Genomic DNA, 24,421 nt, shown 5'->3' on the forward strand with positions numbered 1-24,421 from the left:
TTGTTGAAATGAGCATATTGTCTTTATAGTTTTGTCGATACCTTCATTTGAAGGTTCCGTGTTTATTACAAAAAGAGGTGTATCATTGAAATATATTATTCTCATCGGCGACGGAATGGCAGATTTTTCCATGGATGAGCTGGGCGGTAAGACGGTTCTTCAGAGTTCCAATACTCCTAACATGGACTACATGACCAAAAACGGGCTTGCCGGACTTGCTATCAATGTTCCTGAAGGCTTGCCTCCGGGAAGTGATGTTGCGAATATGTCAGTTATGGGTTATGATCCGAATGTCTATTATTCAGGTCGTGCTCCGCTTGAGGCTGCCAGTATGGGTATTCCACTGGAGAAGAACGATGTTGCGTTCAGGTGCAACCTTATCACAATAAATGATGACCATATTGCAGATCACAGTGCAGGTCACATAACAAGCGAAGAGGCCCGGGAGCTTATGGAATCTATTGATAGTGAGCTTGGGACTGATGAGCTGAGGTTCTATCCGGGTATAAGTTACAGGCATCTGCTTGTTGCGTCCAATGATCTTGGTGCTAAGGCAGACTGTACTCCACCTCATGATGTGATAGGCGGGGAAAGGATGGGGCATATGCCAAAAGGAGATGGTAGTGATGTCCTGTGCAGGCTGATCGAAGAGTCGATACCAATACTTGAGAACCATCCTATCAATGAAAAAAGAAGAAAAGAAGGTAAGCATCCTGCAAATGCCATCTGGTTCTGGGGTCAGGGTTATGCCCCCTCCTTCCGCACATTTGATGAGCTCTACGGTCTCACAGGTTCCGTGATCTCGGCTGTGGACCTGATAAAGGGTCTTGGCATATATGCCGGTCTTGACATTATCGATGTTCCGGGTGCAACCGGGTACCTTGACACCAATTATGTTGGTAAGGCGGAATATGCAATGGAATCTCTGAAGGATGGGGATATTGTTGTGGTGCATGTTGAAGCTCCCGATGAGGCAGGCCACATGGGTGACCTGGGTGCCAAGATACAGGCTATCGAGGATTTCGATGAGAAGGTCGTAGGCACCGTTCTGCGTGCTGCAAAAGAGGATGATGAAGATTACATGATAGTCGTACTTCCGGATCATCCGACACCTATCGTCCTCAGGACCCATACATCTGATCCTGTCCCGTTCCTCATTTATTCAACTCTGGAGAACGAGGCTGACGATGTGGAAACATTTGATGAGGATTCCATGAAAGAAGGTTCCCTTGGCATTGTTCGGGGATGCGATATTGTTCAGATGCTTATCGATAAGGCAAAGCAGGCATAAGTTTGCTGCTTGCTATTTTTTCATGACCATTACCTTTTTAACCGTATTTGTCATTTATTCTCTTGCTTAAAATTTCAGGAGTGGAATTATATGAAATTCGGTTTAACGCGTAGGGGTTCCTCTGGATTATCCCGCTGGGATCCATTTGAAGAGATAAGGCAGACACAGGAACATCTCAACCAGTTATTCAGGGAAGTTTCCCCTTTCGGAGGCTGGCCTGAGGGAAGATCAATTGCTCCTCTGATGGATATCAAGGAAGAAGGTGACAATGTTATCGTTACTGCTGATCTGCCAGGGGTTGACAAGAAAGATATTGATGTAAGTGTGAAAGACAACATTATTGAGATTAGCGCAGAGTGTGGAAAGGAAAGTGAGTCTGAGGAAGAAGGTTACACTCAGAAGGAACGGACCTATAGTCGTTTCTCAAGATCTGCTGTTCTTCCATCGAACGTTACTGATGAAGGTGCGAAGGCAAAACTTGAGAATGGTGTGCTGACTATCACACTTCCAAAGACAAAGATTGAAGAAAAGCCGAAGATCATGATCGAGTGAACGATCATTCTTCTTTTTTTTTATTCCGAACATTGGTTTGTTTGCGGCATCAGTCAGAGTTTTTCGTCATATTTTGCTCGGTCGGGGTAACTCTCATCATCGCCGCGAGTCTGTCTATATGGATAGTATTATTTATTTTTGATGCCATTTCACCTTCTGAGGTATCATATTGAGGATGGAACTGTTTACCATAGATGGTTTGCCGCTTATCAAAAAGGGAGATGACCTTGCGGCTATGATATGTGAACGTGCGGAACTTGAGGACCATGATTCTGTGGTGATCGCTTCTACTATTGTAGCAAAGGCCGAAGGGGCAATGGTGCAGAAAAGTGATGTGGTGCCATCCCAGCGTGCAATAAATATCGCAAAGAGGCTAGGTAAGGATCCTGTACTTGTGCAGCTGGTCCTCGACAGAAGCTCTGATGTGATCATTGAATTCCCTTTGTTACTTGTGGAGAACCTCAATGGGCATGTGAGCATCAATGCCGGTATTGATGATTCCAATGTGGATGCGGATTATCTTCTGGAACTTCCACATGATCCGGATGCTTCTGCGAAGGCCATGGGCGAGAGAATAGCTGATCTTTGTGGCAGGGATGTTAGCGTGATAATTACAGATACCAACGGAAGGGCTTTCAAGATAGGGCAGACCGGTGTCGCAGTTGGTGTCTATCGCATGCACCCTATCAGGAATTGGCAGGGGGAGAAGGACCTCTTCGGAAAAGAACTTGAGATCACCGAAGAAGCGATTGCAGATGAGCTCGCAGGGGCTGCAAACCTGCTGATGGGAGAAGCTGCAGGGGGGAATCCTGTGGTGATCGTACGTGGTTTTGAATATCATACGAGGGACGATGTTAGTGTAAAGGAGATGTATCGTCCTGAGGATGAGGATATAATAAGAAAAGGATTAAGGTGCCTTCGTCAGTCCTCTGACTGAAGGTTCACCATTTCGACACCGGCAGCAGCGAAGAACTCCGGGGTGTCGGTATCAGGGTATTTTGTGCTGAATACTACCCTTTTGATGTTGGAATTTATTATCATTTTTGCGCACAGTATGCAGGGCTGGTGTGTGCAGTACACAGTTGCTCCTCCTATCCCTACCCCATGAAGTGCTGCCTGTATGATGGCATTTTGCTCTGCGTGCACTGCCCGGCATTTCTCATGCCTAGTGCCGGATGCAATATTGTTCTGCTGCCTGATACACCCGATCTCAAGGCAGTGTTCCATGTTGCTGGGAGCACCGTTGTAACCGGTTGAAAGTATCCTTTTATCACGGACAATGACAGCTCCTACCTTGTTTCTCAGACAGGTGGAACGCTTTGAGACCACCTCTGCGATCTCCAGGAAATATTCATCAATTGACGGTCTTTCAGTCATACATGAAAAGAAAACAGCAAGTAGTATATATAAGTTGTAGTGTATGGATTGGACATAAACCAGATATTGATATTTGAAATCTTTTCTGATAACGGAGCATCAAAAAATGGGATCAATCCTAACAGAATATCTTGATTCATTCATAAGGGGGCGTGATGACAAACAGCTTATCACCATTCCCCTCGTAGTTCTGGCACTCGCACTTTTGGTGTCAGTTGTAGTATTTTCAAGCACAGGTGCACCTGTAAAGCTCGGACTTGAGTTCGAGGGTGGTACCATGATAGCCTTCGAGACGCAGGAAACTGCAGATGTTCTTGAGCAGGCATATTCCGGTTATTCATTGGATGATGTCCGTAAGGCAGGAGACCGTGCTATTCTGCAGTTTGGTCCCATGGAAAGTGAAGATCAGAAAGAGCTCGAAAAGGATATAACTTCAAAGTATTCGAACGTTGAGATCAAGCAGATCGGTGCACTATATGGAAAAGAGCTTCAGTCCCAAGCATTGAAAGCAATTGGTCTTTCATTCATCGGAATGGCTATAGTCGTGTTCCTTATCTTCAGGACCGCTGTCCCATCTATCGCAGTAGTGCTTTCTGCAGTCTCTGATATTGCTATCGCTGTCGGTTTCATGAATCTGGTCGGAATTGAACTTTCTCTTGGTACCGTGGCAGCTTTGTTGATGCTTATCGGGTATTCGGTGGACAGTGACATACTGCTGACAACACGTGTGCTGAAGAGAAGAGGTACTGTCAATGAGAACATCGGAAGGGCAATGCATACCGGTCTTACCATGACCACCACAACACTTGCAGCTCTTGTGGTGATGTATCTCGTATCCACATTCTCATATCTTGTGACATCGTCAGCTTCCCAGGTCAACCTGCTTTCCGATATATCCATTGTACTGATATTCGGCCTGGCTGCTGATATCATGAACACCTGGCTGCTTAACACAGGTATACTGAGGTGGCATGTGAACCGCAGCAACCCAAGGGGGCGAAGAGCATGAGGGAAGAAGAAGTAAAGAAAGGCCTGAAAAGCGATATTCGTGTATGGTTACTGGTAGCAGCGGTACTGTTCTCAGTTGTCATGATACATCCATGGTACTCCTCTGATGAGGGCGCAACTACAGATCTCAATTACGGACTTGACCTTGAAGGCGGTTCATGGCTCCAGATCAGACTACAGGGTGCTGTGGCTCAGTTAGATGCTGATATTTCACAGACAGTGCCTGCCATTATTGAACCTGTTATTGGATCATCCATTGATGTGAAAAGTGTTACAGGACATACGGGAAGTGGGTATTCTTCCGTTGGCACTACTGTTGTATTTACAACTGATGTATATGTTTCAGATCTCCAGATGGACCTTGCAGGTATCGGTGAATCCGATGTCAGTTATTCTGGGAACACTTCCGAGATCATTCTTTATACTAACAAGCAGACGCTTATCACCCAGTATCTTTCCGATTCACTTGATGCTGAGGTAATTCCTCTCTCTCTTGGTGATTCTGTTGAATATGAGGTCCGTAAGGAGATCTCGCAGGAGGATCTTCATGTCCTGATGGATGCAGTAGGCGGGTCAATTCTGATAGAAGCAGATGGCACTCCGATATACCGTGAAGGTGTCAGGACCGAGACTCGTGATCTTACTCGTGATATTCTCAGTGACAAGCTGAACTCACTTGGTCTTAAGGATATACCTGTACGTACCGTGGGTGAGGATTACATCCTTATTGACTTTGCAGGTACCGATCTTACAACCGCAAAGGAGATCGTTGAAAAACCCGGTAAGTTCGAGATTCGGGTACAGACGCAGGACAATGAGACTGCCCATGTGCTATATGGTGATGCGATAGAGAAGGTCGGTGTTGTGACCTTCCACGACGGCCAGTGGCATACTCCTTTCACTCTTAATGAAGAAGGTGCCCTTGCCCTGCAGAAGATCGCCATCGAGACCGGTGCGACCAACGATCCTAACTCACACTGGCTCTACATGTATCTTGATGATAACGAGATATATGGTGCCCCGTTAAGTTATTCAGCAGCTACAAGGCTCACAGAGGTCCCGATCTACTCTTGGGAAGCTTCAAGTGGTCCTGATGAAGAGAGCAAGTCACAGGCAGAGGAGCTTCAGATACACCTGCGTGCAGGTGCGTTACCTGTGAACGTGGTCCTCATGGGCTCCGGGCAGGTGGATGCGGCTTTGGGTGCACAGTTCAAGAAACAGGCTTTATTTGCCGGGCTTTTTGCACTTCTTGCAGTGGCGATTGTCGTGTTCAGAAGGTATGGTAAGAAAGAGATCCTGCTTCCAATGGTGGGAACCTCCATCTGTGAGCTCATCATGATCCTTGGAGTTGCAGCAACGATCAACTGGCAGCTCGACCTGGCGGCTATTGCGGGTATAATTGCTGCGATAGGTACCGGTATCGATCACCTTGTGATCATTACTGATGAGGTGTTGTACGAAGGTAAACTGCCTTCCACAAAAGTATATCTTGAAAGGATCACAAAAGCATTCGGTATAATCTTTGCAGCAGCTGCGACAACTACCATTGCAATGTCACCATTGGTCGTTATGGGATTCGGTGCACTCAAGGGATTTGCCATTACCACTATCATTGGTGTGCTAATCGGTGTGCTTATCGCAAGGCCGGTATATGGTAAGGTCATAAAGGTAGTTCTTGATGAAGCAGAGTGATCTGTTCCTTAAGAGGTGTTAATGATGAAGGATATGTGGACTGTGAAATATCGACCAGAGATGCTTAAAGATGTCCTGGGCAATGAGAATTCCCTCAACGCCCTTGACCAGCTTGTCCGTTCAGGCAACCTGCCTCATCTGGTATTCCACGGTCCGGTGAACTCCGGTAAATCTTCAACTGCCTTTGCCCTGGCACGTGAACTGTACGGAGATAGCTATGAGAATAATTTCACATACTTCAATGCTTCCGATTTCTTTGATCAGGGAAAGCGCTATCTTGTTCGTGATAAGCGCTTCACTCATATTATCGGGACGGATGACCCGAAGAAGATCTACTCCAGTGTTATTTCCATCTTCAAGACAGTGATCAATGAATTTGCAGGAATGGGTTCAATTGATGCGGATTTCAAGATAATCTTCATCGACAGTGTTGAGTCTCTGGATACCAGTGCACAGCATGCTCTGCGTCGTATAATGGAAAAGTATACTCGCACATGCAGGTTCATCCTGTCCACTACTCAGCCTTCAAAGCTGATCTCCCCTCTGCGTTCAAGAGGGCTGGAGCTATTCTTTACTTATGTTCCCGATGAGGTGCTAAGGTCGTATATAGTTTCAGTTACGGAACAAGAAGGTATTTCCATTTCTGAGGATGGTCTTGATGCCCTTATGTATTATGCCGGTGGCAATGTCTCAAAGGCTTTGCTGACACTTCAGTTTGCTAATATTAGCAAGCCAGATGCAGAGATCACAGGTGAGTTACTATACGAGGAATCCCTTTGTGAGGTTTCTGATAACGTGACAGAACTTCATTCTGCAGCTATCGATCATGAGTTCGTGAAAGCGAGGAAACTGATCGACACTCTTCTCATTGAGGAAGGGTTTACCGGGGACGAGGTCCTGCAGCAGTTACATTCTGTAGTGGTAAAATCGGACCGTGCCGAATACGAGATCGCAAAAGCGGTCCGCAGGATAGCAGATGCAGATGCAATGATCATCGACAGCGCGAACGCAAGAATCCATCTGGAATCACTTGTTACGGAACTCTACTGAACCGGGAATTTACCATGACATCTCAAGAGGATGAGAATTTCAGGGCTGCATGCCGAAAGTTGCTGGATATGGTACTTGAGGGTAAGGTATCTGGTAATCTGGAGCTAAATGAGGCAAAAAAAGCTGTTAGCAAGGAGTTCAGGCTCTCCACCCTTCCAAAGAACCCGGACCTTATAATGGTGGGAACTGAAGAGGAACAAAAAAAGGTGCGTGATTCCCTTCGCCGGAAACCGGTCCGTACCATCTCAGGTGTTGCGGTGATCGCTGCCATGACATCTCCTTGTGCCTGTCCTCACGGTGTTTGTGTGCCATGTCCGGGAGGCCCGAATTCTACATTCAATTCTCCTCAGAGCTATATGGGTAGGGAGCCAGCCACAATGCGGGCCATGCAGCATGAGTATGATCCCTATCGGATAGTTTCAGGTCGCCTGTCCCAGCTAAAACAGATCGGGCATGAGGTCGACAAAGCAGAGCTTATCGTCATGGGCGGGACATTTTCAGCCCGGGCCATCGATTATCAGGAATGGTTCACAAAGCGTTGCCTTGAGGCGATGAACGATTTTTCCGGGACTGGGTGGCGTGATGATGTGCAACTTATTGGAAAGGCCCAGCCGTATGTGACGGTCGAGGATGTTCAAAAGGCCAATGAGACCGCAGCTATCAGGAACACAGGTATCACTTTTGAAACGCGTCCGGACTGGACTGATGTAGGGCACGTGGACCGCATGCTGGCACTGGGTGCCACAAAGGTCGAGATCGGTGTCCAGAGTGTATATGATTTTGTGCTTGAGAGGATGAGGAGGGGGCACACGGTGCAGGAGACTGTGGAGTCCAATCGGATCCTCCGGGATAGTGCGCTTAAGGTCGGTTTCCATATGATGCCCCATCTTCCGGGAATGGATTCTGCAAGGGACCTTCGGGGCTTTAAGAAACTTTTTACGGACAGCAGGTTCATGCCTGATTACCTGAAGATATACCCCACTCTTGTCACAGAGGGCACACAGCTCCACGATATGTGGGGAAGGGGTGAGTATGAGGCACTGGATGATGAAGCTGCCACGGAGCTTCTTGCAGACATCAAGGCCATACTACCAAAATGGGTGAGGATGCAGCGTATACAGAGGGATATACCTTCTCCTCAGATCATTGCAGGCGTGAGAAAGAGCAACATCCGCCAGCTCGCAAAGGAGAGGCTGGAATCAAGGGGTGGCAGGTGCCGGTGTATCCGATGCAGAGAGGTCGGTCACAATGTCCTCAAGGGCAATGAACCAGATCCGGAAAGCATTGAGCTCACAGTAGAGAGCTATGACTCCTGTGGCGGGAAAGAGCATTTCATCTCATTTGAAGATATGACGAACGATATCCTGATAGGTTTCCTGAGGTTGCGTTTCCCGAACTCTCCTCACAGGGATGAGCTACAGGATGCTGCCCTTGTGAGGGAGTTGCATGTTTATGGTTCCATGGTACCTGTGGGCAGGGATGCGAGCAGGACTGACTGGCAGCATCGCGGCTATGGTGCGGAACTTCTTGAGAGTGCAGAGAAAATGGCTTTGGAGGCGGGATATTCGAAGATCTCTATCATCAGCGGGATCGGTGTGAGGGAGTACTATCGCAAGTTCGGATATCATCGTGATGGTGTTTATATGTCAAAGGAAATTTGATCTTGTCTGGCAGATCTATAAGAAAGCCAAAAGCTATTGTATTTCTGTAACTCTTCAATACATTTATAATATAGTTGGGTATATTTCACTATAAACCTCTCATTATGATGGGGCCAAGAATTTTGTAATAATTACTCGGTGATGTCAAAATGGCCATTGATGATTCCAACGAAGAGATCGTGAGACTTTTGAAGGAGATCAGCGGAAAGCTGGATCGTATCCTTATGCAGGGTACATCTGTGAAAGAGTCGGATGACGGTATCTTTGATGTACTGGATGTAATGACACTGCTCACACTTCCTGATCATCTGCGTGCGACAGCAACGGCTCTCTTCGAACTGGGGTCGGCAACCGCCGAAGACCTTGCAGAGAAAACTCATAAGGAACGTGCTGTAGAGAGCAATTACCTGAATCAGCTTGTGAGGATGGGGCACGTTGTTAAAAATCGTTCAGGCAGAAAAGTTTACTTTAGTATAGGGGAAGGTCTGGGCAAATAATTATTCTGATGTTGTCCAGAGATCTATGTGCTCATATGTAATGTATATTAATGCTTAATAATACTCAATAATTGTTTCATATCAATACGAATCAAGCATATTTGATTTAAACGCAAATTTTCTATGAAATACTATTATATAGAAGTTTATCATCATATCTCATAAGGAATAACATATGCTCATAGGGGATATAAATGGGAAAAAGTATCGCGGTACATTCATCAAAAGGTGGTTCAGGTAAAACCTCTTTTTCTATCAACCTTGCATTTGCATATGCATCCGCCGGGAAGAGCGTATGCCTCCTTGATGCCGATCTTAAGGCTCCAAGTGTTTTTAATTATATGTTTCCTGATTCTGACTGCTGGCTGAACGATGTCCTTGATGGTAAATGTGGTATCATGGATGCGATCGTTGAGGTCGTTGATGACTCAGTAGCACCTGGTAAGTTATGTGTGGGCTATTGCAATCCTGACATCGATGCAGTTCGTGAGATTTCGGGCAAGGATCGTAAATGGCAGTCAAAGGCCCTAAAGATCATCATGGGCATAAAGAATGATCTGTTCTCTTCCGGAATAGATGTGCTTATCATCGATACAGGTCCCGGTGTGGATTTCACCTCGGTTAATGCAATAGCTGCAGCGGATTATGTGATAATGGTGACCAGGCCTGACAGATCTCACCAGAAATATATGGAGCAGATCATTGATGGTATTTATATTCCGCTTGACAAAGATTATGGTGTCATTATGAACAAGTGTCATGAAAAGGATCCTATCTCAATATCCGGTATGACCAATTCGGAGGTTCCTTTACTGGCATCAATACCCTGCCTTTGTGATATTGCCCTGAGGGGCGATTCAGAAGTATTGGTGGTCACAGATCCGGAAAATCCTTTCTCAAAAGCTGTTTTCACAGTTGTTAAGAATATCGAAGAGTGCCTTTCCCTAAGTGATTAACTCATTTTTTATCTTTTTCAAGCATATCCTTCACTTCATTTACATAGTTCAGGATGTCATCCTTTTTTGCATCCTGAATATTTTCATGGAATGTGTCCGATTCCATGAGTGTGTTCTGAAGTGATATTATCAGCAGATACATTATCGAAGCTGCTGCCAATGCAAGTGTGATCCTTTCGATAGGATAGATAGTGATGACCGATACAAACATCTGAGGTGGCAGGTCAAAGAGTATTGCTGCACTTATGCTGCCTGCAAGATGGTCTGCCAGGATTGCCATAAGTGCTGCAAGAAGCAGGAATATAAATTTGAACAGGTTCTCTTTCCTGTCCTTTAATTTGTAGTTGAATACGAGGAAGGCTCCAAGGGTGATAACGTGGAACCACGGGTAGTAGTATACGGTCCTTCCGAGGGGTGTGATGTACCAAAGCAGTATAAGAGCCCCAAAAATTGCCATTGCAGCTTTTTCTTTCTTTGTGATACAAAGACCGGCCACTGCCGAGGCCATTGCCACAAAGAAAGGGGTAAGCAGATGGAATGTGTCCGGGCTACCTCCTCCTCTCACTAAGGTATGGCCCATAATAGCGGTAAATGATGCGATCACTCCCCAAAAGGGACCAAGTAGCATTCCATTCAATGCACCAAAAGATACTACCGAACTTATCCTTGCTCCCTCTATGCCGATGAGGTTCTCAAAATCGGGAAACCAGCTTGCAAAGTATGTTATTACTATGGCGGAAAGAACATACAATGGTGTGAGGTTCCTTTTTTTGATAAGCTGGTTGTATATATCAATGATCACAATATTCTATTATCCTTATTATTATATAATGCTTTAAGGAAACATCTGCCTTTTTTTAGAATTCACAGCAGATTTCTCATCAGAACTGATATATATAGTCATGGCAATTTAGCGGATTGATAACTATGATGTTTATTGGAGAAGCACTAATTGGCGAGGCACCAGAACTCGCACACGTCGATCTTATGATCGGGGACAAGGAGGGACCTGTCGGACAGGCGTTCGCAACAGGTATGACCCAGCTTTCAGCAGGTCACACTCCTCTTCTTTCCGTCATTCGCCCGAACTTACCAACAAAGCCATCTACACTGATCGTTCCAAAAGTGACAGTGAAGAATATGGATCAGGCCTCACAGATATTTGGTCCTGCTCAGGCAGCTGTTGCTAAGGCTATCGCTGATGCAGTGGAAGAAGGAATTGTCCCGAAAGACCAGGCTGAAGACCTTGTGATCATCGCAAGCGTATTCATCCATCCACAGGCTGTTGACTACAACCGTATCTTCAGGTACAACTACGGTGCTACAAAACTTGCTCTTAAGCGCGCACTGGACAATTTCCCATCCATCGACACTGTGCTCGAAGAGAAGGACAAGTCCTCACACGCAATTATGGGATTCAAGGTATCAAGGCTCTGGGATGCCCCATACCTGCAGGTTGCACTTGACAATCCAAACATCGATGCTATTCGCAATGTCGTCAAGCAGCTTCCAAAGAGCGACCACCTTATCCTGGAAGCAGGTACACCTCTTATCAAACGCTATGGTGTGGACGTAATCACCAAGCTTCGTGAGATCAAGCCTGACGCATTCATCGTTGCTGACCTTAAGACACTTGATACAGGTAACCTTGAGGCACGTATGGTAGCAGATGCAACCGCAGACGCTATTGTCGTTTCCGCACTTGCACCTATTGCAACACTTAACAAGGCTATCGCAGAAGCACACAAGACCGGTATCTCTGCTGTCATGGACACACTGAACCAGCCAGACCCTGTAGCTGTACTTGAACAGCTTGACGAGCTTCCTGATGTCGTCGAACTTCACCGTGCGATCGATATCGAAGAGACTGCTCACGCATGGGGCAGTATCGAGGGTATCAAGGCGATCGGTGAGAAGCGCAACAAGAAGATCCTTGTAGCAGTTGCAGGCGGTGTACGTGTTGACACTATCTCCGCTGCACTTGGCGCAGGAGCTGACATCCTCGTTGTTGGAAGGGCTATCACCAACTCCAAGGACATCAAGCAGGCAGCTGACCAGTTCATTGAAGGTCTGAACAAGCCTGAGATCGACCAGTTCAGAGTAATGACCGATTTCTAAGCGTGCGTTTCTTCGCACGTTCCCTTTTTTATGGTGGGGTATGAATGAAACCATTGATCGTATTGAATCTGAAGACCTATCTTGAAGGTACTGGAGAAGGTGCTGTCAGGATCGCTGAGGCCTGCAGAGCCGTAGGCGAGGAAAGTGGCATCGAGATCGCAGTGGCACCTCAGCTTTGTGATGTCTACAGGGTTGCATCCCAGGTGGATGTGCCGGTGTACTCACAGCATATTGATGGTGTTGGTGCCGGAAGTTTCACAGGTCATGTTTTTGCAAGATGCGTCAAGGACGCCGGTGCAGTCGGCACACTTATCAATCACTCCGAGCGCCGCCTGAACCTTGCGGATATTGAAGCATCCATTACCACTGCAAAGGGAGAAGGTCTTCGCACGATAGTGTGTACCAATAACATCGCTACGACAGCAGCAGCAGCTGCACTGGGACCTGACTTCGTTGCAGTGGAGCCACCGGAACTTATCGGTTCAGGTATTCCTGTTTCAAAAGCAGATCCTGAGGTCGTAAGAGGTTCAGTTACTGCCGTTGAGCGCATCGATTCTGATGTGAAGGTGCTCTGTGGTGCAGGTATCTCAAAAGGAGAAGACCTTAAGGCTGCAATGGAACTCGGTTCTGTTGGAGTTCTCCTGGCATCCGGTATTGTCAAGGCTAAAGATCCAAAGGCTGCGCTTGAGGATCTGGTAAGCCTGATCTGATACCTTAATAGAATTATTATAAAAAGAAGTAAGTGATGCCCTATGGCATCCTTTTTTTAAATTTATTTTTCCCTTATAGGAAATACCATCCGATCAATAGCAACAGTGATGAGAATCCTACTTTAATTCCCATGGTAAGTTCCAGGTGAAGGTTGCGTGCAACCATGTTGGATATTCCGATAGGCGGTGGTGATAGTAGTAGTGCTGCCAGGAACAATGAGATGCCTGATATGTAATTGTTTTCCACAATAATAAGGTAGAGTCCTGAAATACCCAGGTATATACCGAAAATGGAGATTATCAGAAGTCCCATTTTGTAGAATCGAAGGTATTTTTCGATACCTCCGGGAAGCATATTGGCAGTTTGCAAATTTTCAGTCTTTTTCAAAAGATCACCGCGGTCAGTGTTTAAACGGAATACTAAATTTGTTTTCATTGCATAAATATCAGATGGAATCCTGACCCCTTATTCCGCAACCAAGGCCGACAAACAGTTTTTCGATATCTCCCTGTACCTCTGCAACAGGCAGGTCTCCAAGTATGTTGATGCGGTATGTAACACTGAGCCTGTCATCGGATATGCCTGAGTAAGTGTCAATGATGCTGACAGAAACTATCCTCTCATCACAATCGATGACCTTCTCAATGATCTGTGGATTTGCTCCGACAGGTATCAGGACCGAGATATCCCGGGCATGATGTGTAAGGTTATCGATCTTCCACTTTTTCAGTTCTGCATCGTTAAGCAACCTGATATTCTCTGTTCTAAGAGATACGGTCCTGTCTCCCTTTGATAGCGTTACTGTCCGGGGTGTGACCTTTTCGATGATGCCAACATGAGTAACTCCAGAGTAGTTATGCAGAAGTCCTCTTTCTTTTCCGACGGATGCTATCATTTCCTCGAACTCGGCTATCTTTGCATTGATCAGCTTATCAGATCTGTGCAATGCAGATGCAGTGTCCTTGAAATGGGCAGCTGCTTCGGTCATCTTTTTGCAGAAGGCTTCTGTGTCCTCTTGCCGGACTATGTCCGAGAGCACATTGCATTCGTTTATGAATGCCTCATGGACCTTGAGCACCTGGTCGTTCTTCATCTGGATGTGGGCGTACAGGTATGGGTTCTGTCCTAATATCCTGCCCACGAAGTCTACCATTATCTCATACACCGGGCTCATGAAACGGCGTGACTTGCTCACATCGAAATCAAGGCTTTTGAACGTCGTCCCGATTGTTATGTATGCAAAATGTGTCAGACCTTGGACGACGGAGACGAACTGATCGTGTTCCTGTGGGTCGATTATCTCAATATGTGCACCGCTTTGTTCGAAGAGGTCGTGCATGATCGGGAACCATTTATCACAACGTCCTTTTGTGGGGCTCATTATGACTATCTGGCCCTGTAATGTGGGGATGGAAGGGCCGAACATTGGGTGTGTTCCCAGAATTTCGACACCTTCCGGAGCGTATTCCCTCATTGTGTTGACGGGCTCTGCCTTGATGGACGTAAGGTCCATTATCAGGCTTCCCGGCTTCATTTTCGGAGCGGTTTCCTTGATCACCCTTGCAGTGATGTCTATGGGTACGGTAATTACCACGACATCGGCTCTCCTGATCTCTCTGTCAAGGTCAGTGGCAAATTCCACTCCCATCTGGTCTGCGATCTCGGTCTTGCCACTGCTTCCCCATACGATCACTTCATAACCGTGCCTGAGGAAGAACTTAGTGAACCACTGCCCCATTCCTCCGGTACCGCCGATTATGAGCATCCTCATAATTTCAGGGCCTCCATTACGGCCTTTTTCATAATGTCCACAGGTGGTTCCACGCCGGTCCATATGCGGAATGCTTCTGCGCCCTGGTAGACCAACATCATGATGCCTGTGACTGGATTTGCTCCGGCAGCTTCGGTTTCCCTGAGCAATTTTGTCTTCAATGGATTGTAAACGACGTCAAAAACGGTGAGGTTGGAATGCATCTGGTCAGCGGTGACGATGGTGTCGCCTATGCAGGGGTCCATTCCAACAGTTGTTGTATTGATGAGTATATCTGTGTCTTCCAGGCACCTGTCCAGTACGTCCAGCCCGAAGCCGTTGACATTTCCGATCTCTGCTGCAAGGGTCATTGCCCTTTCAGGGGTCCTGTTGGCAATGTTGACCTTTGCACCGGCTTCTGTGAACGTGAAGGCTATTGCCCTGGCAGCGCCTCCGGCACCGAGGATCAGTACGTTCTTATCCTGTATGTCTACACCAGCATCTTCCAGTGTCTTCTGCGCACCGAGGCCATCTGTGTTGTAACCTTTGATACCGTCCTTAAAATCGATGGTATTGACAGCTCCTATCCTTGCAGCCAGTTCGTCGGTCTCAATAAGTCCGATGGCAGTCTCTTTTAGCGGGACTGTGAGGTTCAATCCTCCAAATCCCATGGCCTGTGCGCCTTTTAAGGCATCGCCAAGATCCTGCTGCTTTACTTTGAATGCATGGAATGTGCAGTCCATTCCAAGAGCTTCGAAGGCTGCATTGTGCATGATGGGTGAGAGTGAATGGGCGATCGGATCTCCCATAACTCCGAATACCTGTTTCATTGAAGCATCTCCAGTGCTATTTTAAGTTCCTGTACTTTCAACTGTCCGGGTGCTACAGCGCTTGATACGCTGGCATAGGTAAGTTTGGAACCATAAAATGGTCCTACGATCCGGGTGTGCTTTCCAAGCTGGCCCATTGCGATGGTGCAAACGTTATCCTCACTTAATGTGACCTCGAGCAGGTTTAGGACGTCCTGCATGCTGTTTGGCATCACTGCGAGCTTTGCGATATCGGCTCCTGCCTGTTTTGATCGTTCAAGGATATTCCTGATAGTTATTTTGTCAGGTGTGCTCTCAAAATCGTGGGAGGATATGATGACAGTTTTCCCTTTTTCTTTTGCCTTTTTTACAAGCCTGTCCCGAATATGTTGATCTGCACTGAGCTCTACATCAATTGCATCTGTGAAAACAAGTATCTCTTCAAGCAAGTTTAGCCTGTCTTCTTCAGAGCCTTCCCAGTTTCCTCCCTCAGCTTGTAACCGATTGGTTGCAATACACGGAAGTCCTGTGTCAGATCGAAGCTTTTTGAGAATATCTGCTGCATTTTCGGGTGTGTTTATCCCGAGCAGGTCAAACCTGATCTCAAGGACGTCAGCACCCAGCTTTGCAGCGGCTTTTGCCTGTATCAGAGGTTCCTCGTTGATAGCTGCAACAAGGGCTGCCCTCTTATCCAGATCGAAATTACCTATGCTGACCATGTCTCATTTCTCTATGATGGTCTCTTCAACCTTCATGCCGAAGTGGCGTGCGCCTCCCTCGTAGTTTACCATTACTTCATCTCCGGGCTTAAGCTCGGCAATGGAGATAGGTTCACCGTTGGCGTCTACAAGTTTGATGGTTTCGGCATTCTGGAGTATGTTCTTGATAATGTTTCCATTTACCTCTGCTTCAACAAGCATTAGCGGGCGTCTTTCGATCTTGACCCTGCCGACAATGCCTGCACGCTGGTTGCCCTGTGCATCAACGATGGTGACATCATCACCGGATTTGAGTTCAGAGAGGTATCTGGTCTTGTCGCCGACCTTCACGTATGCATGCACTGCTCCTGCATTTACCCTGAACGGCCTGGATGCCACGTACGGGCTTTCCTCGGATTCGGAGTGGACAAGGAACATACCGCTTGCCTGGGAACCGACGAGCATTCCCTCACCACGTGTCATCATGTTACATGTATCGACACAGACGCGGTCTCCCATTCCCACAGGTTCGACCTTTGTGACCTTTGCAGCGACGAGTTCCAGTGCATCCACGCCTGAGCTCTCGGCTACTGTAACAGTGGCCTTGATGGCATTGGGATCTTCACTGTCAAGCAGGACACCTTCTGAACCATGCTCCATGGTCTCAAGGGCAAGCTTTGCTTCGTCAGCATCCCGGACACCGGCAATGATCTGCACATTGCTGTCCTGAAGACCTGCGATGAGGTTCTCAAGAGGAATGACCTTCCAGTCGGTACCAACGATGATCAGGAAATCACATTCCTTTCCGATCTGTGCTGCAAATTCCTCGTATGCCTTGTTCTGTATGACCACATATGCACCTACGGTGAGGCCTTTTTCCTTTAAACGGATAGCTGTGCTCATGTCAAGGGATCCGATGGGGTCAGGAGACAGAGGTCTTGTACCGTCGCCTTCTCCTCCTTTTCCGACGACCACAACGTCAGCGCCTGACTTATCGTCATTGGCAAAAGCAGCGACCTTGATGTCGCCAAGTTCTCTCACTTTTTCCACTTCGCCAGCGTTTACAAGAACGTAGTTTGCACCGGATTCCAGTCCGGTGGTTATCCTGTCCTTGTGATCTTCCCAGTCGCCTTTATCGGCTTTGATCCAAATTGTCTTGTCTTTCATATGTATACGCCATTTGCCGTCATCATTTAAGTGTTTGTAGTGCTTCCTCAACACTGCGGCCTTTGTGGACGATCTGTGTGATGGCCTGTGTCATCTTTGTGGGGTCAGGATGCTGGAACACATTCCTTCCGATGGCAACTCCTCTTGCTCCGGATTCCATTGCACCGTTGATCATTTCCAGGAACTGCTCATCGGTCTCGGTCTTTGGTCCGCCTGCAATAACAACAGGTACCGGGCATCCCTTTACAACGTCCTTGAAGCTGTCAACATCTCCGGTGTAGACGGTCTTGATGATGTCTGCGCCAAGCTCTGCTCCGACCCTGGCTGCGTGTGCTACCATTTCCGGATCGTGTGGGTTTGTGACCTTCTTGCCTCTTGGGTACATCATAGACAGGAGTGGGATTCCCCATTCGTCACATTGTTCTGCGACATATCCGAGCTTCTTGAGCTGGTCGGATTCGGTCTCAGAACCGACGTTCACGTGAATGGATACGGCGTCAGCACCCATTTTCATGGCTTCTTCGACCTTGCAGACAAGTACCTTGTCGTTAGGGTCAGGTCCAAGGGATGTGGATGCGCTCATGTGAACGATAAGCCCGACGTCATGGCCGTATCCGCGGTGGCCGTGGTAAACCATTCCTTTCTGCATGAGGATTGCATCTGCACCTCCTTCTGCGACCTTGTTGATGGAATCTGCAATGTCTATTACTCCCCGGATGGGTCCGTCAGACATTCCGTGGTCCATCGGAATGATGACCATGTTCCTGCTTTCCCTTTGCATGATCCTTTCTATTCGAATCTTTTTACCTATCTCAGCCATTTTATCACTCTCTTATCATCGGTATTTGTTAAATCGTGTTAGTATGTGACATAGTAGCACAAACAACTATTTAAATCTTGTTATTTTCTCCCTTTCTTAAAATCTGGAATAGTCTTATATATAGATTCATCATTACTGGCAATATCGACTCAACCCGGTGTGATTTTCATCATGAGAGAGTTAAAGATCCTTGTTATCAATAATTATGGCCAGTTCTGTCACCTTATTCACAGAACCGTACGCGATCTCGACATGGAAACGAAGATCGTAGCGAACACGACCTCTGTGGAAGATATCCTTGAGGAAGAGCCGGATGGCATCATTTTAAGCGGTGGTCCGTCAATGGATCGTATAGGCATTTGCCAGGAATATGTTGAGAGTATCGACAGGCCTATCCTGGGAATCTGCCTAGGACACCAGCTTATAGCCAAGACCTTCGGTGGACAGACCGGTTCAGGTGAGTATGGCGGCTATGCAGAGATCGATGTGGAGGTCCTGGAAGAGGACGATATCCTTAAAGGGCTTGGCCCGAGAACATCCGTATGGGCTTCCCATGCTGATGAGGTCACTGTGCTTCCTGAAGGGTTCCTGCACCTTGCACGCTCGGACGTGTGTGAGATCGAGGCAATGCGCCATCCTGAAAGGCCGATCTACGGAGTGCAGTGGCATCCTGAAGTTGCTCACACCGATAAAGGTGAAGAGCTTTTCATGAACTTCTTTGAGGTTTGTGAGAACTATTGAAGTCAGAACTCCTGCCTTATCGCAAAGCAGGAGCTAAATCTGTCTTTCCTTTCAATTCTTTTTTACATTTCAGTATTCCTGAATGTATTCTGGAGTAGCAAAGCATCCTCCTCCAGATTCGGACTCTCGCATATCACAAGCCCCTTCACATTAAACTCCCGGAATGCTGCCATCAGGTCAGCATAATTGTAATCTGATTCCCGGAGTATCAGGTGGTTCTTTTCTCCTTTCTCCCCGTACGCGATGCCGGAAACGTGGCAGTGCATGTCCTCAAGCCCTTCTCTGCCAAGGTATTCCTCCACCTTCCCGAGCACGTCCCGGTACTCCTCAAGCGTATTGAACTCTCCGCTGCTTCGTGCGTGCAGATGTGAGAAATCGATACAGGGCATGACTCCCTCGATGGCTGAAGCCATCATCAGTGTCTCCTCCAGATCGCCGAACTGTGTCGGTTTGCCGGTGGTCTCCGGGCGAAGCACAGCGTCGATGCCTTCATCCGCAAGCCGTGATGCTAACTTTCCAAGCAGCCCGTTGACCCTTTCCATTACCATTTCACTGTCCTGCTTGTGGTAGTAGGCAGGATGGAATACAATGGATGATGCGCCGCAGAGTGCACCGATGCGGGCTGACTGGTAGATGCGCTCGATACTGGCATCGATCTTCTCCTCCTCCGCAGAGTTGAGATTGATATAATAGGGTGCGTGGACGCTGAGTTCCACTTCCTCTGCTTCAGCCGTTGTCCTTACCCTTTCTGCCATACCTTCCTTCATACGCACCCCGCGCACGAATTCCAGTTCCATGCACCCCAGGCCAAGCTCACGGATGCGCTGAATTCCTTCGATGCTGCCCCTCTTCTTTGCACTGATAGGGGTCCCTGCCGTTCCGAAGAGCAGCTCTTTCATAAGATCCCCAGTTTGATCCGAAGTTCCTTTTCCCGCTCCTCAGATACCTTCTCTCTCACCATGTCAAAGAATGAATCCACATCATCTTCATCAAGGGATCGGATGTCCTCCTTGCCCTCCATTGCAAGCCCTGCAAGGTATTCCGCTTCCTCGGGGTCCAGCTTCTCCAGTCTCTCCCTGAAGTCATCCGAATCCTCAGCGATCTTGTGAGATATTGGTCTTAGTATGAACGGATATGGGTGTCCCATTTCTGACATATGCGTTCCGCCGTTCTCCGGTGCAAGCTTGTTGAAGATCTTCTTATCCATTTCTGAAAATTCTCGTCCCATGAGGTTTGATTATGTGGGGGGTGGTATAAAATTATGTCTTCTTATGGCGTGTACTTGCGGACGCATGAATATAATATCTAAAATTTCACAAAAAAGATCTTAAGTTAATTGTTGTGTATACGAACTTTATTATTTGGAGATTTCCTTCCGCTGTTTTTGTATTTCTGCTTATGTGCATATCCATACTTCTAATTAGGATCTGTTTATTTCATAATTGATCGTTTGATGCTGTCTATTTTTGAATTTTTACTAATAGTTCAGTTCTGTTAACTTACTCGTTTATATAATATCATTTATTAATATTTACTTTGGGAGGTTGTGGGTTATGTGCATCTTTGCACTTAATACTAAAATTGAATGTGGGGTGTGCCAATGAATGTTGTGGCAGCCATTCCTGCATACAATGAAGAGGTTAACATCAAGCACCTCATTAAAAGAACGAAGCTCTATGTGGATAAGATCATTCTTGTTGATGATGGGAGTAGCGATGCGACAGCCTATATTGCTAAGAACATGGGTGCACAGGTAATCAGGCATGGTGATAATCTTGGGAAGTCTGCGGCATTGGCAACAGCTTTTGAAGAAGCGAAAAAACTAAACCCCTCTGTGCTTGTGACTATCTATGCGAACGGCTTTCACAATCCTGATGATATCCCTGCAATACTGAATCCTGTACTTTCCGAGGATGCGGATGTTGTGAATGGTGCTTATGTCACTTCATCGGGCATTGGCTTTGGCACTGCTTCCGAGTATGCGAAGGCTACAGACAAGAACAAGTTTTTCATGAGCAGTGGCTTCCGTGCGTATTCTTCAAAAACACTCGATGTTTTCAAATTCACAAAGGGTGATGATGCTATTGAGGTGGAGTTAATAGATGATGCTGTCAAGTCCGGTTTTAAGGTGCGTGAGGTGCCTATCAAGATAATCGATCCGGTCAAGAGAGAGTTGTTGGCAAGCAAACGCATAGGTGTGGTAGTGCCTGCGTATAATGAAGAGAAGCTTATAAAAGCTACTGTTGATGGTATTCCCCAGTACGTTGACCGGATCTATGTGATTGATGATGCGAGTATTGATAATACTGCAAAGGTCATTGAGACACTGAACGACCCAAGGTTGTTTGTGATAACGCACGAGATCAATAAAGGTGTGGGTGCTGCAATTGTCAATGGCTACAAGCAGTCACTGAAAGAAGAGATGGATGTCGTTGCGGTAATGGCAGGGGATAACCAGATGAACCCTGCCCAGCTTCCAAAGCTGCTTATGCCCATAATCGAGGGTAGAGCTGATTATACTAAAGGCAACCGCCTGTTCAGTGAGGAGTACCGCGGGGGCATGAGCGGATTGCGCCTGTTTGGCAACTCGATTTTAACTTTCATCACAAAGATCGGAAGTGGATACTGGAATATAATGGATCCTCAGAATGGCTATACTGCCATCTCAAGGGAAGCACTGGCGGAGATAGGTTTGGATGAGATCTATACGTATTACGGCTACTGCAACCATATTCTTGTGAGGTTGAATGCCTTTGGTTTCAGGACCCTTGATGTGGTCATGCCTGCCAGATACGGGAAAGAGAAGTCAACGATCAAGTACGGTCCGTACATCGGCAAGGTATCGTTCATGTTGTTCAAGAAGTTCCTCTGGAGATTGAAGATGAAGTACATGATACTCAACTTCCATCCGCTCGTCTTGTTCTACATCCTTTCAATGCTCCTCCTTCCTGTAGGTGTGCTTCTCGGTATGGCAATACTCATAGCCTGGCTAATGCAGTGGTCAGTATCTTCGAATCTTCCAATACTTGATGCTTTTATACTTGTTTCAGGTACTCAGTTCCTGCTGTTCGCAATGCTTTTCGATATGCAGGAGTCGGATAAAGATATGAGAGGCGAGAACCGGTTATATGGCGATTATTGATAATGAATTCAGTTGTAGGGCTAAATTGATTCGTTCAGTTCCTGTGCTTGTACACAAGGAACAGAACAATTAGCAGGCCACTTATTTCAGAAATTAGGGCAAAAGAAAAGTCAGGGCTGTAAACATGTCTCGCGATATTCATGAAATATTCCAGAAAGCTCCCATAAGAGTGTCCCTGAGCAAACTCCCATCCAAAGACCGGCCAGAAGAATGTCTGTGGAGCCATCCACATCCGGTCTTCCAGCAGATGCAGGAAACTGGCTCCGGCTACAAGCATGATTCGGGAATCTCCTCGGTGCCTGAAATAAACATATCCGGCAACCAGAATTACAATAACAAAAACAAGAGTGTGTGCAAAAAGCCTTCCACTTGCAAAAACATCTTCAAACAAGATCCTGCCTATGGGTTTATCTATCAGGTCCGGCAGCAGGGCTCCCAGTGCGATGAACCGGTAATCAAGATGACGTTTAAGAGAAGGAATGGCAAGGCTTGCAATGTAGAAGACTACGAGCGTGATTCCTATGTGGCCAAGGATGAACATTGTACATCTATTATGGGGTGTACATTTAAAAAACTTCATACTCGTAAGAAATTGCTGTGTGGTGATCTCTGATGCTGAGTATTGATGACCGTGATTTTACGATCTATAAGTTTCGGCGCCTCTGTGAAGCAATAGCTACAACGTATCCAACGATCACAATGGCAGAATACCTGAATAATGAGCATCCTTCCAGATTCGTACTGATGCGCCATGATGTTGACCGGATGCCAGGAAAAGCACTGGAAACCGCACAGATCGAGCATGAACTGGGCATCAAGGCAACATACTATTTCAGGTCGACCAAAAGCGTGTTCAAGCCTGAGATCATGAAGCAGATCCAGAATATGGGGCATGAGGTCGGTTACCACTATGAGACATTAAGTGAGGCAAATGGTGACCCGGAGAAGGGAATCGAACTATTCCAATCTCATCTAAATGATTTCAAGAAAATTGCCAATGTTAGAACTATTTGTATGCACGGTAGTCCTTTGTCAAAGTATGATAATCGTGATCTTTGGGATGTATATGACTTCGAAGATTTTGGAATTCTCGGAGAGGCATATTTATCCGCCGGAGAAGACCTTAATTATTTTACTGACTCTGGAAGGACTTGGTGTTTCGGGAGTAGTATGAGAGACTATATTCCCGGAAAAACAGAACATCTTAGTGCTGATACAACTGATGATCTTATTGAATTGATCGAGAAAAACGAATATAATAATTTCTATATTCTTGCACATCCAGAAAGATGGTCTTCGACTGTTGCCGGATGGGGTCTATATTATTCAATGGACATTCTATTCAATCTTGGCAAGAAATTTTTGATGGGGGTAAGTGGTGTGAATAATTGTAAGGATGGGTTGGAAAATAGTAGTATCTCAATAACAGTCGATATTGAAGACTGGTATCATATTCCATCCGTTTGTGGATCCGATTTCTCGGTTTACAAAGATGTAGACGAATTTTTTGAAAGATGGGGTAAAAGGTATGATTATTTAAGTGAGCCGACAAAAAAAATACTGGATATTCTTGATGAATTTAATGTAACAGCCACATTCTTTGTTGTTGCAGATGTTGAAGAACATTATCCTGGTCTGATTGAATCTATTTCTAAAAGAGGTCATGAAATTGGGTGTCATGGAGCTCATCATTCATGCGGGATCAACTCTAAGACCAAAGAGCCGTTGATGACCATTAAGGAATTTGAGGCAGAGACCTTGGAGGCAAAGAAAAAACTTGAAAAAGCATCGGGAAAGGAGGTAATTGGTTATCGTGCACCAAATGCACTAGTTACAGGAGAGATGCTTGATTCACTTGAAAAAATTGGATTTAAGTATGATTCGTCAGTCTCTGTAAATTCACTTTACAATAAAACAGATTCATCTTTGAAAGGAGTTTCATCAGTCCCTTATCATCCAGCCCATGGAAGTCTGGAGCCCGGGGGGGTCAGAAGCTTTATTGAGTTCCCATGGTCCTATTATGATATCGGTGCAAAGATTCCTACCTCTGGTGGACCCATGCTAAGGTTTTTGGGTAGCCAGATTATCTTGAAAGGACTAAGACAGAGCTTGAATAGGGGACATACAATATTCTATTTTCATCCCATCGACATTTCAAATGAAAAGTTTCCAGATGTGGGGAAAGGTAGGCCATTTTACTGGGCAGTAAAAGGAGGGATTGTTGAAAAAAGGATTCGGCATGTATTGAAGAATTTAGAACATGTTAACAAAGTTCCCCTTAAGGACATGGTGGGATAAATAATATGGGATTTGAGACAAAAAATTTGAAACAATTGATGAAATGAGTATTCACTAGCTGGAAGATTAGCTAATAACACTGA

General features: G+C 46.3%; 25 protein-coding genes. 14 read left to right on the forward strand and 11 right to left on the reverse strand.

Annotation, left to right across the window (positions count from 1 at the left end):
- Nucleotides 1–85 precede the first annotated feature (85 nt).
- From J7W08_RS11105 to J7W08_RS11115, 3 genes are all read left to right on the forward strand, one after another.
- Entirely contained in the window at nt 86–1,291 is a 1,206-nt protein-coding gene (locus J7W08_RS11105; protein ID WP_233084506.1) for a cofactor-independent phosphoglycerate mutase, read from the forward strand.
- Between the two features lie 90 nt (nt 1,292–1,381).
- Nucleotides 1,382–1,843 (forward strand): Hsp20/alpha crystallin family protein, encoded by a 462-nt coding sequence (locus J7W08_RS11110; protein ID WP_233084507.1) that lies wholly within the window; start codon nt 1,382–1,384, stop codon nt 1,841–1,843.
- Nucleotides 1,844–2,012: 169 nt separating this feature from the next.
- Nucleotides 2,013–2,780, forward strand: a complete 768-nt coding sequence (locus tag J7W08_RS11115) for a coenzyme F420-0:L-glutamate ligase (RefSeq protein ID WP_375141049.1) — start codon at nt 2,013–2,015, stop codon at nt 2,778–2,780.
- Here the strand turns inward: J7W08_RS11115 and J7W08_RS11120 are convergent.
- Nucleotides 2,765–3,220 carry a deoxycytidylate deaminase gene (locus tag J7W08_RS11120; protein ID WP_048193548.1) on the reverse strand — a complete coding sequence of 152 codons (456 nt, stop codon included), beginning with the start codon at nt 3,218–3,220 and terminating at the stop codon, nt 2,765–2,767. The two genes, J7W08_RS11115 and J7W08_RS11120, sit on opposite strands and share 16 nt — an antisense overlap.
- A gap of 106 nt (nt 3,221–3,326) precedes the next feature.
- Here J7W08_RS11120 and J7W08_RS11125 point away from each other — a divergent pair, with 106 nt between their 5' ends.
- The 6 genes from J7W08_RS11125 to J7W08_RS11150 all read left to right on the forward strand — a co-directional run bounded on the left by J7W08_RS11125 (nt 3,327) and on the right by J7W08_RS11150 (nt 10,084).
- A complete protein-coding gene (locus J7W08_RS11125) occupies nt 3,327–4,229 on the forward strand; it encodes a protein translocase subunit SecF (protein ID WP_233084508.1) in 903 nt (300 codons plus the stop codon).
- The gene (locus J7W08_RS11130; RefSeq protein WP_233084509.1) at nt 4,226–5,920 is read left to right on the forward strand and encodes a preprotein translocase subunit SecD; all 1,695 of its coding nucleotides are present in this window, start codon (nt 4,226–4,228) and stop codon (nt 5,918–5,920) included. Before J7W08_RS11125 ends, J7W08_RS11130 begins: the two co-directional genes overlap by 4 nt.
- A gap of 21 nt (nt 5,921–5,941) precedes the next feature.
- The gene (locus J7W08_RS11135) at nt 5,942–6,970 is read left to right on the forward strand and encodes an AAA family ATPase (protein ID WP_310742496.1); all 1,029 of its coding nucleotides are present in this window, start codon (nt 5,942–5,944) and stop codon (nt 6,968–6,970) included.
- Nucleotides 6,971–6,984: 14 nt separating this feature from the next.
- On the forward strand, nt 6,985–8,631 hold the full coding sequence (locus J7W08_RS11140) for a tRNA uridine(34) 5-carboxymethylaminomethyl modification radical SAM/GNAT enzyme Elp3 (RefSeq protein ID WP_233084510.1): 1,647 nt from the start codon (nt 6,985–6,987) through the stop codon (nt 8,629–8,631).
- 149 nt (nt 8,632–8,780) lie between these two features.
- Nucleotides 8,781–9,128 (forward strand): helix-turn-helix domain-containing protein, encoded by a 348-nt coding sequence (locus tag J7W08_RS11145; protein WP_233084511.1) that lies wholly within the window; start codon nt 8,781–8,783, stop codon nt 9,126–9,128.
- Nucleotides 9,129–9,322: 194 nt separating this feature from the next.
- The gene (locus J7W08_RS11150; protein WP_233084512.1) at nt 9,323–10,084 is read left to right on the forward strand and encodes a tyrosine-protein kinase family protein; all 762 of its coding nucleotides are present in this window, start codon (nt 9,323–9,325) and stop codon (nt 10,082–10,084) included.
- Nucleotide 10,085: 1 nt separating this feature from the next.
- On the opposite strand, the gene J7W08_RS11155 is transcribed toward J7W08_RS11150, so the two are convergent.
- Nucleotides 10,086–10,886 (reverse strand): hypothetical protein, encoded by an 801-nt coding sequence (locus tag J7W08_RS11155; RefSeq protein ID WP_233084513.1) that lies wholly within the window; start codon nt 10,884–10,886, stop codon nt 10,086–10,088.
- A gap of 125 nt (nt 10,887–11,011) precedes the next feature.
- On the opposite strand from J7W08_RS11155, the gene J7W08_RS11160 reads away from it, so the two are divergent.
- Both J7W08_RS11160 and tpiA read left to right on the forward strand, forming a co-directional pair.
- Entirely contained in the window at nt 11,012–12,202 is a 1,191-nt protein-coding gene (locus tag J7W08_RS11160; RefSeq protein WP_048193556.1) for a bifunctional 5,6,7,8-tetrahydromethanopterin hydro-lyase/3-hexulose-6-phosphate synthase, read from the forward strand.
- 44 nt (nt 12,203–12,246) lie between these two features.
- On the forward strand, nt 12,247–12,912 hold the full coding sequence (gene tpiA / locus J7W08_RS11165; RefSeq protein WP_233084514.1) for a triose-phosphate isomerase: 666 nt from the start codon (nt 12,247–12,249) through the stop codon (nt 12,910–12,912).
- A 73-nt stretch (nt 12,913–12,985) separates the two neighbouring features.
- Here tpiA and J7W08_RS11170 read toward each other — a convergent pair whose 3' ends face one another.
- Genes J7W08_RS11170 through J7W08_RS11195 form a run of 6 tightly spaced genes read right to left on the reverse strand, consistent with a single transcriptional unit; the run spans nt 12,986 to nt 18,157 of the window.
- Nucleotides 12,986–13,300 (reverse strand): hypothetical protein, encoded by a 315-nt coding sequence (locus tag J7W08_RS11170; RefSeq protein ID WP_233084515.1) that lies wholly within the window; start codon nt 13,298–13,300, stop codon nt 12,986–12,988.
- Between the two features lie 58 nt (nt 13,301–13,358).
- Nucleotides 13,359–14,684, reverse strand: a complete 1,326-nt coding sequence (locus tag J7W08_RS11175; protein WP_233084516.1) for a prephenate dehydrogenase — start codon at nt 14,682–14,684, stop codon at nt 13,359–13,361.
- Nucleotides 14,681–15,493 carry a shikimate dehydrogenase gene (locus tag J7W08_RS11180; protein WP_233084517.1) on the reverse strand — a complete coding sequence of 271 codons (813 nt, stop codon included), beginning with the start codon at nt 15,491–15,493 and terminating at the stop codon, nt 14,681–14,683. The genes J7W08_RS11175 and J7W08_RS11180 overlap by 4 nt, the downstream gene beginning before the upstream one ends.
- A complete protein-coding gene (gene aroD, locus J7W08_RS11185) occupies nt 15,490–16,191 on the reverse strand; it encodes a type I 3-dehydroquinate dehydratase (protein ID WP_233084518.1) in 702 nt (233 codons plus the stop codon). Before aroD ends, J7W08_RS11180 begins: the two co-directional genes overlap by 4 nt.
- A 3-nt stretch (nt 16,192–16,194) precedes the next feature.
- Nucleotides 16,195–17,337 (reverse strand): 3-dehydroquinate synthase II, encoded by a 1,143-nt coding sequence (locus J7W08_RS11190; RefSeq protein WP_233084519.1) that lies wholly within the window; start codon nt 17,335–17,337, stop codon nt 16,195–16,197.
- Nucleotides 17,338–17,359: 22 nt separating this feature from the next.
- On the reverse strand, nt 17,360–18,157 hold the full coding sequence (locus tag J7W08_RS11195; RefSeq protein WP_233084520.1) for a 2-amino-3,7-dideoxy-D-threo-hept-6-ulosonate synthase: 798 nt from the start codon (nt 18,155–18,157) through the stop codon (nt 17,360–17,362).
- Nucleotides 18,158–18,328: 171 nt separating this feature from the next.
- Here J7W08_RS11195 and J7W08_RS11200 point away from each other — a divergent pair, with 171 nt between their 5' ends.
- Nucleotides 18,329–18,898, forward strand: coding sequence for a GMP synthase subunit A (locus tag J7W08_RS11200; RefSeq protein WP_233084521.1), 570 nt, complete (start codon nt 18,329–18,331; stop codon nt 18,896–18,898).
- Nucleotides 18,899–18,960: 62 nt separating this feature from the next.
- Here J7W08_RS11200 and J7W08_RS11205 read toward each other — a convergent pair whose 3' ends face one another.
- Together J7W08_RS11205 and J7W08_RS11210 are read right to left on the reverse strand one after the other, a co-directional pair.
- Nucleotides 18,961–19,797 (reverse strand): TIM barrel protein, encoded by an 837-nt coding sequence (locus tag J7W08_RS11205; protein WP_233084522.1) that lies wholly within the window; start codon nt 19,795–19,797, stop codon nt 18,961–18,963.
- Nucleotides 19,794–20,126, reverse strand: a complete 333-nt coding sequence (locus J7W08_RS11210) for a hypothetical protein (RefSeq protein ID WP_233084523.1) — start codon at nt 20,124–20,126, stop codon at nt 19,794–19,796. The genes J7W08_RS11205 and J7W08_RS11210 overlap by 4 nt, the downstream gene beginning before the upstream one ends.
- A 372-nt stretch (nt 20,127–20,498) precedes the next feature.
- Here J7W08_RS11210 and J7W08_RS11215 point away from each other — a divergent pair, with 372 nt between their 5' ends.
- Nucleotides 20,499–22,040 (forward strand): glycosyltransferase family 2 protein, encoded by a 1,542-nt coding sequence (locus J7W08_RS11215; protein ID WP_233084524.1) that lies wholly within the window; start codon nt 20,499–20,501, stop codon nt 22,038–22,040.
- Between the two features lie 34 nt (nt 22,041–22,074).
- On the opposite strand, the gene J7W08_RS11220 is transcribed toward J7W08_RS11215, so the two are convergent.
- A complete protein-coding gene (locus J7W08_RS11220) occupies nt 22,075–22,581 on the reverse strand; it encodes a metal-dependent hydrolase (protein ID WP_233084525.1) in 507 nt (168 codons plus the stop codon).
- Nucleotides 22,582–22,652: 71 nt separating this feature from the next.
- On the opposite strand from J7W08_RS11220, the gene J7W08_RS11225 reads away from it, so the two are divergent.
- Complete coding sequence (locus J7W08_RS11225) at nt 22,653–24,338, forward strand: polysaccharide deacetylase family protein (RefSeq protein ID WP_233084526.1); 1,686 nt, start codon at nt 22,653–22,655, stop codon at nt 24,336–24,338.
- Nucleotides 24,339–24,421 lie beyond the last annotated feature (83 nt).

The organism is Methanococcoides orientis (assembly GCF_021184045.1).
Classification (GTDB): domain Archaea; phylum Halobacteriota; class Methanosarcinia; order Methanosarcinales; family Methanosarcinaceae; genus Methanococcoides; species Methanococcoides orientis.

What these genes read in the sequence shown, in the direction of transcription:
- J7W08_RS11190 (WP_233084519.1), bottom strand. Translation starts at nt 17,337, where the DNA reads ATGAAAGACAAGACAATTTGGATCAAAGCCGATAAAGGCGACTGGGAA.
- J7W08_RS11200 (WP_233084521.1), top strand. Translation starts at nt 18,329, where the DNA reads ATGAGAGAGTTAAAGATCCTTGTTATCAATAATTATGGCCAGTTCTGT.
- J7W08_RS11125 (WP_233084508.1), top strand. Translation starts at nt 3,327, where the DNA reads ATGGGATCAATCCTAACAGAATATCTTGATTCATTCATAAGGGGGCGT.
- J7W08_RS11220 (WP_233084525.1), bottom strand. Translation starts at nt 22,581, where the DNA reads ATGTTCATCCTTGGCCACATAGGAATCACGCTCGTAGTCTTCTACATT.
- J7W08_RS11175 (WP_233084516.1), bottom strand. Translation starts at nt 14,684, where the DNA reads ATGAGGATGCTCATAATCGGCGGTACCGGAGGAATGGGGCAGTGGTTC.
- J7W08_RS11135 (WP_310742496.1), top strand. Translation starts at nt 5,942, where the DNA reads ATGATGAAGGATATGTGGACTGTGAAATATCGACCAGAGATGCTTAAA.
- J7W08_RS11140 (WP_233084510.1), top strand. Translation starts at nt 6,985, where the DNA reads ATGACATCTCAAGAGGATGAGAATTTCAGGGCTGCATGCCGAAAGTTG.
- J7W08_RS11225 (WP_233084526.1), top strand. Translation starts at nt 22,653, where the DNA reads ATGCTGAGTATTGATGACCGTGATTTTACGATCTATAAGTTTCGGCGC.
- J7W08_RS11210 (WP_233084523.1), bottom strand. Translation starts at nt 20,126, where the DNA reads ATGGGACGAGAATTTTCAGAAATGGATAAGAAGATCTTCAACAAGCTT.
- J7W08_RS11160 (WP_048193556.1), top strand. Translation starts at nt 11,012, where the DNA reads ATGATGTTTATTGGAGAAGCACTAATTGGCGAGGCACCAGAACTCGCA.
- J7W08_RS11195 (WP_233084520.1), bottom strand. Translation starts at nt 18,157, where the DNA reads ATGGCTGAGATAGGTAAAAAGATTCGAATAGAAAGGATCATGCAAAGG.
- J7W08_RS11205 (WP_233084522.1), bottom strand. Translation starts at nt 19,797, where the DNA reads ATGAAAGAGCTGCTCTTCGGAACGGCAGGGACCCCTATCAGTGCAAAG.
- J7W08_RS11120 (WP_048193548.1), bottom strand. Translation starts at nt 3,220, where the DNA reads ATGACTGAAAGACCGTCAATTGATGAATATTTCCTGGAGATCGCAGAG.
- aroD (WP_233084518.1), bottom strand. Translation starts at nt 16,191, where the DNA reads ATGGTCAGCATAGGTAATTTCGATCTGGATAAGAGGGCAGCCCTTGTT.
- J7W08_RS11110 (WP_233084507.1), top strand. Translation starts at nt 1,382, where the DNA reads ATGAAATTCGGTTTAACGCGTAGGGGTTCCTCTGGATTATCCCGCTGG.
- J7W08_RS11130 (WP_233084509.1), top strand. Translation starts at nt 4,226, where the DNA reads ATGAGGGAAGAAGAAGTAAAGAAAGGCCTGAAAAGCGATATTCGTGTA.
- J7W08_RS11215 (WP_233084524.1), top strand. Translation starts at nt 20,499, where the DNA reads ATGAATGTTGTGGCAGCCATTCCTGCATACAATGAAGAGGTTAACATC.
- tpiA (WP_233084514.1), top strand. Translation starts at nt 12,247, where the DNA reads ATGAAACCATTGATCGTATTGAATCTGAAGACCTATCTTGAAGGTACT.
- J7W08_RS11150 (WP_233084512.1), top strand. Translation starts at nt 9,323, where the DNA reads ATGGGAAAAAGTATCGCGGTACATTCATCAAAAGGTGGTTCAGGTAAA.
- J7W08_RS11180 (WP_233084517.1), bottom strand. Translation starts at nt 15,493, where the DNA reads ATGAAACAGGTATTCGGAGTTATGGGAGATCCGATCGCCCATTCACTC.
- J7W08_RS11145 (WP_233084511.1), top strand. Translation starts at nt 8,781, where the DNA reads ATGGCCATTGATGATTCCAACGAAGAGATCGTGAGACTTTTGAAGGAG.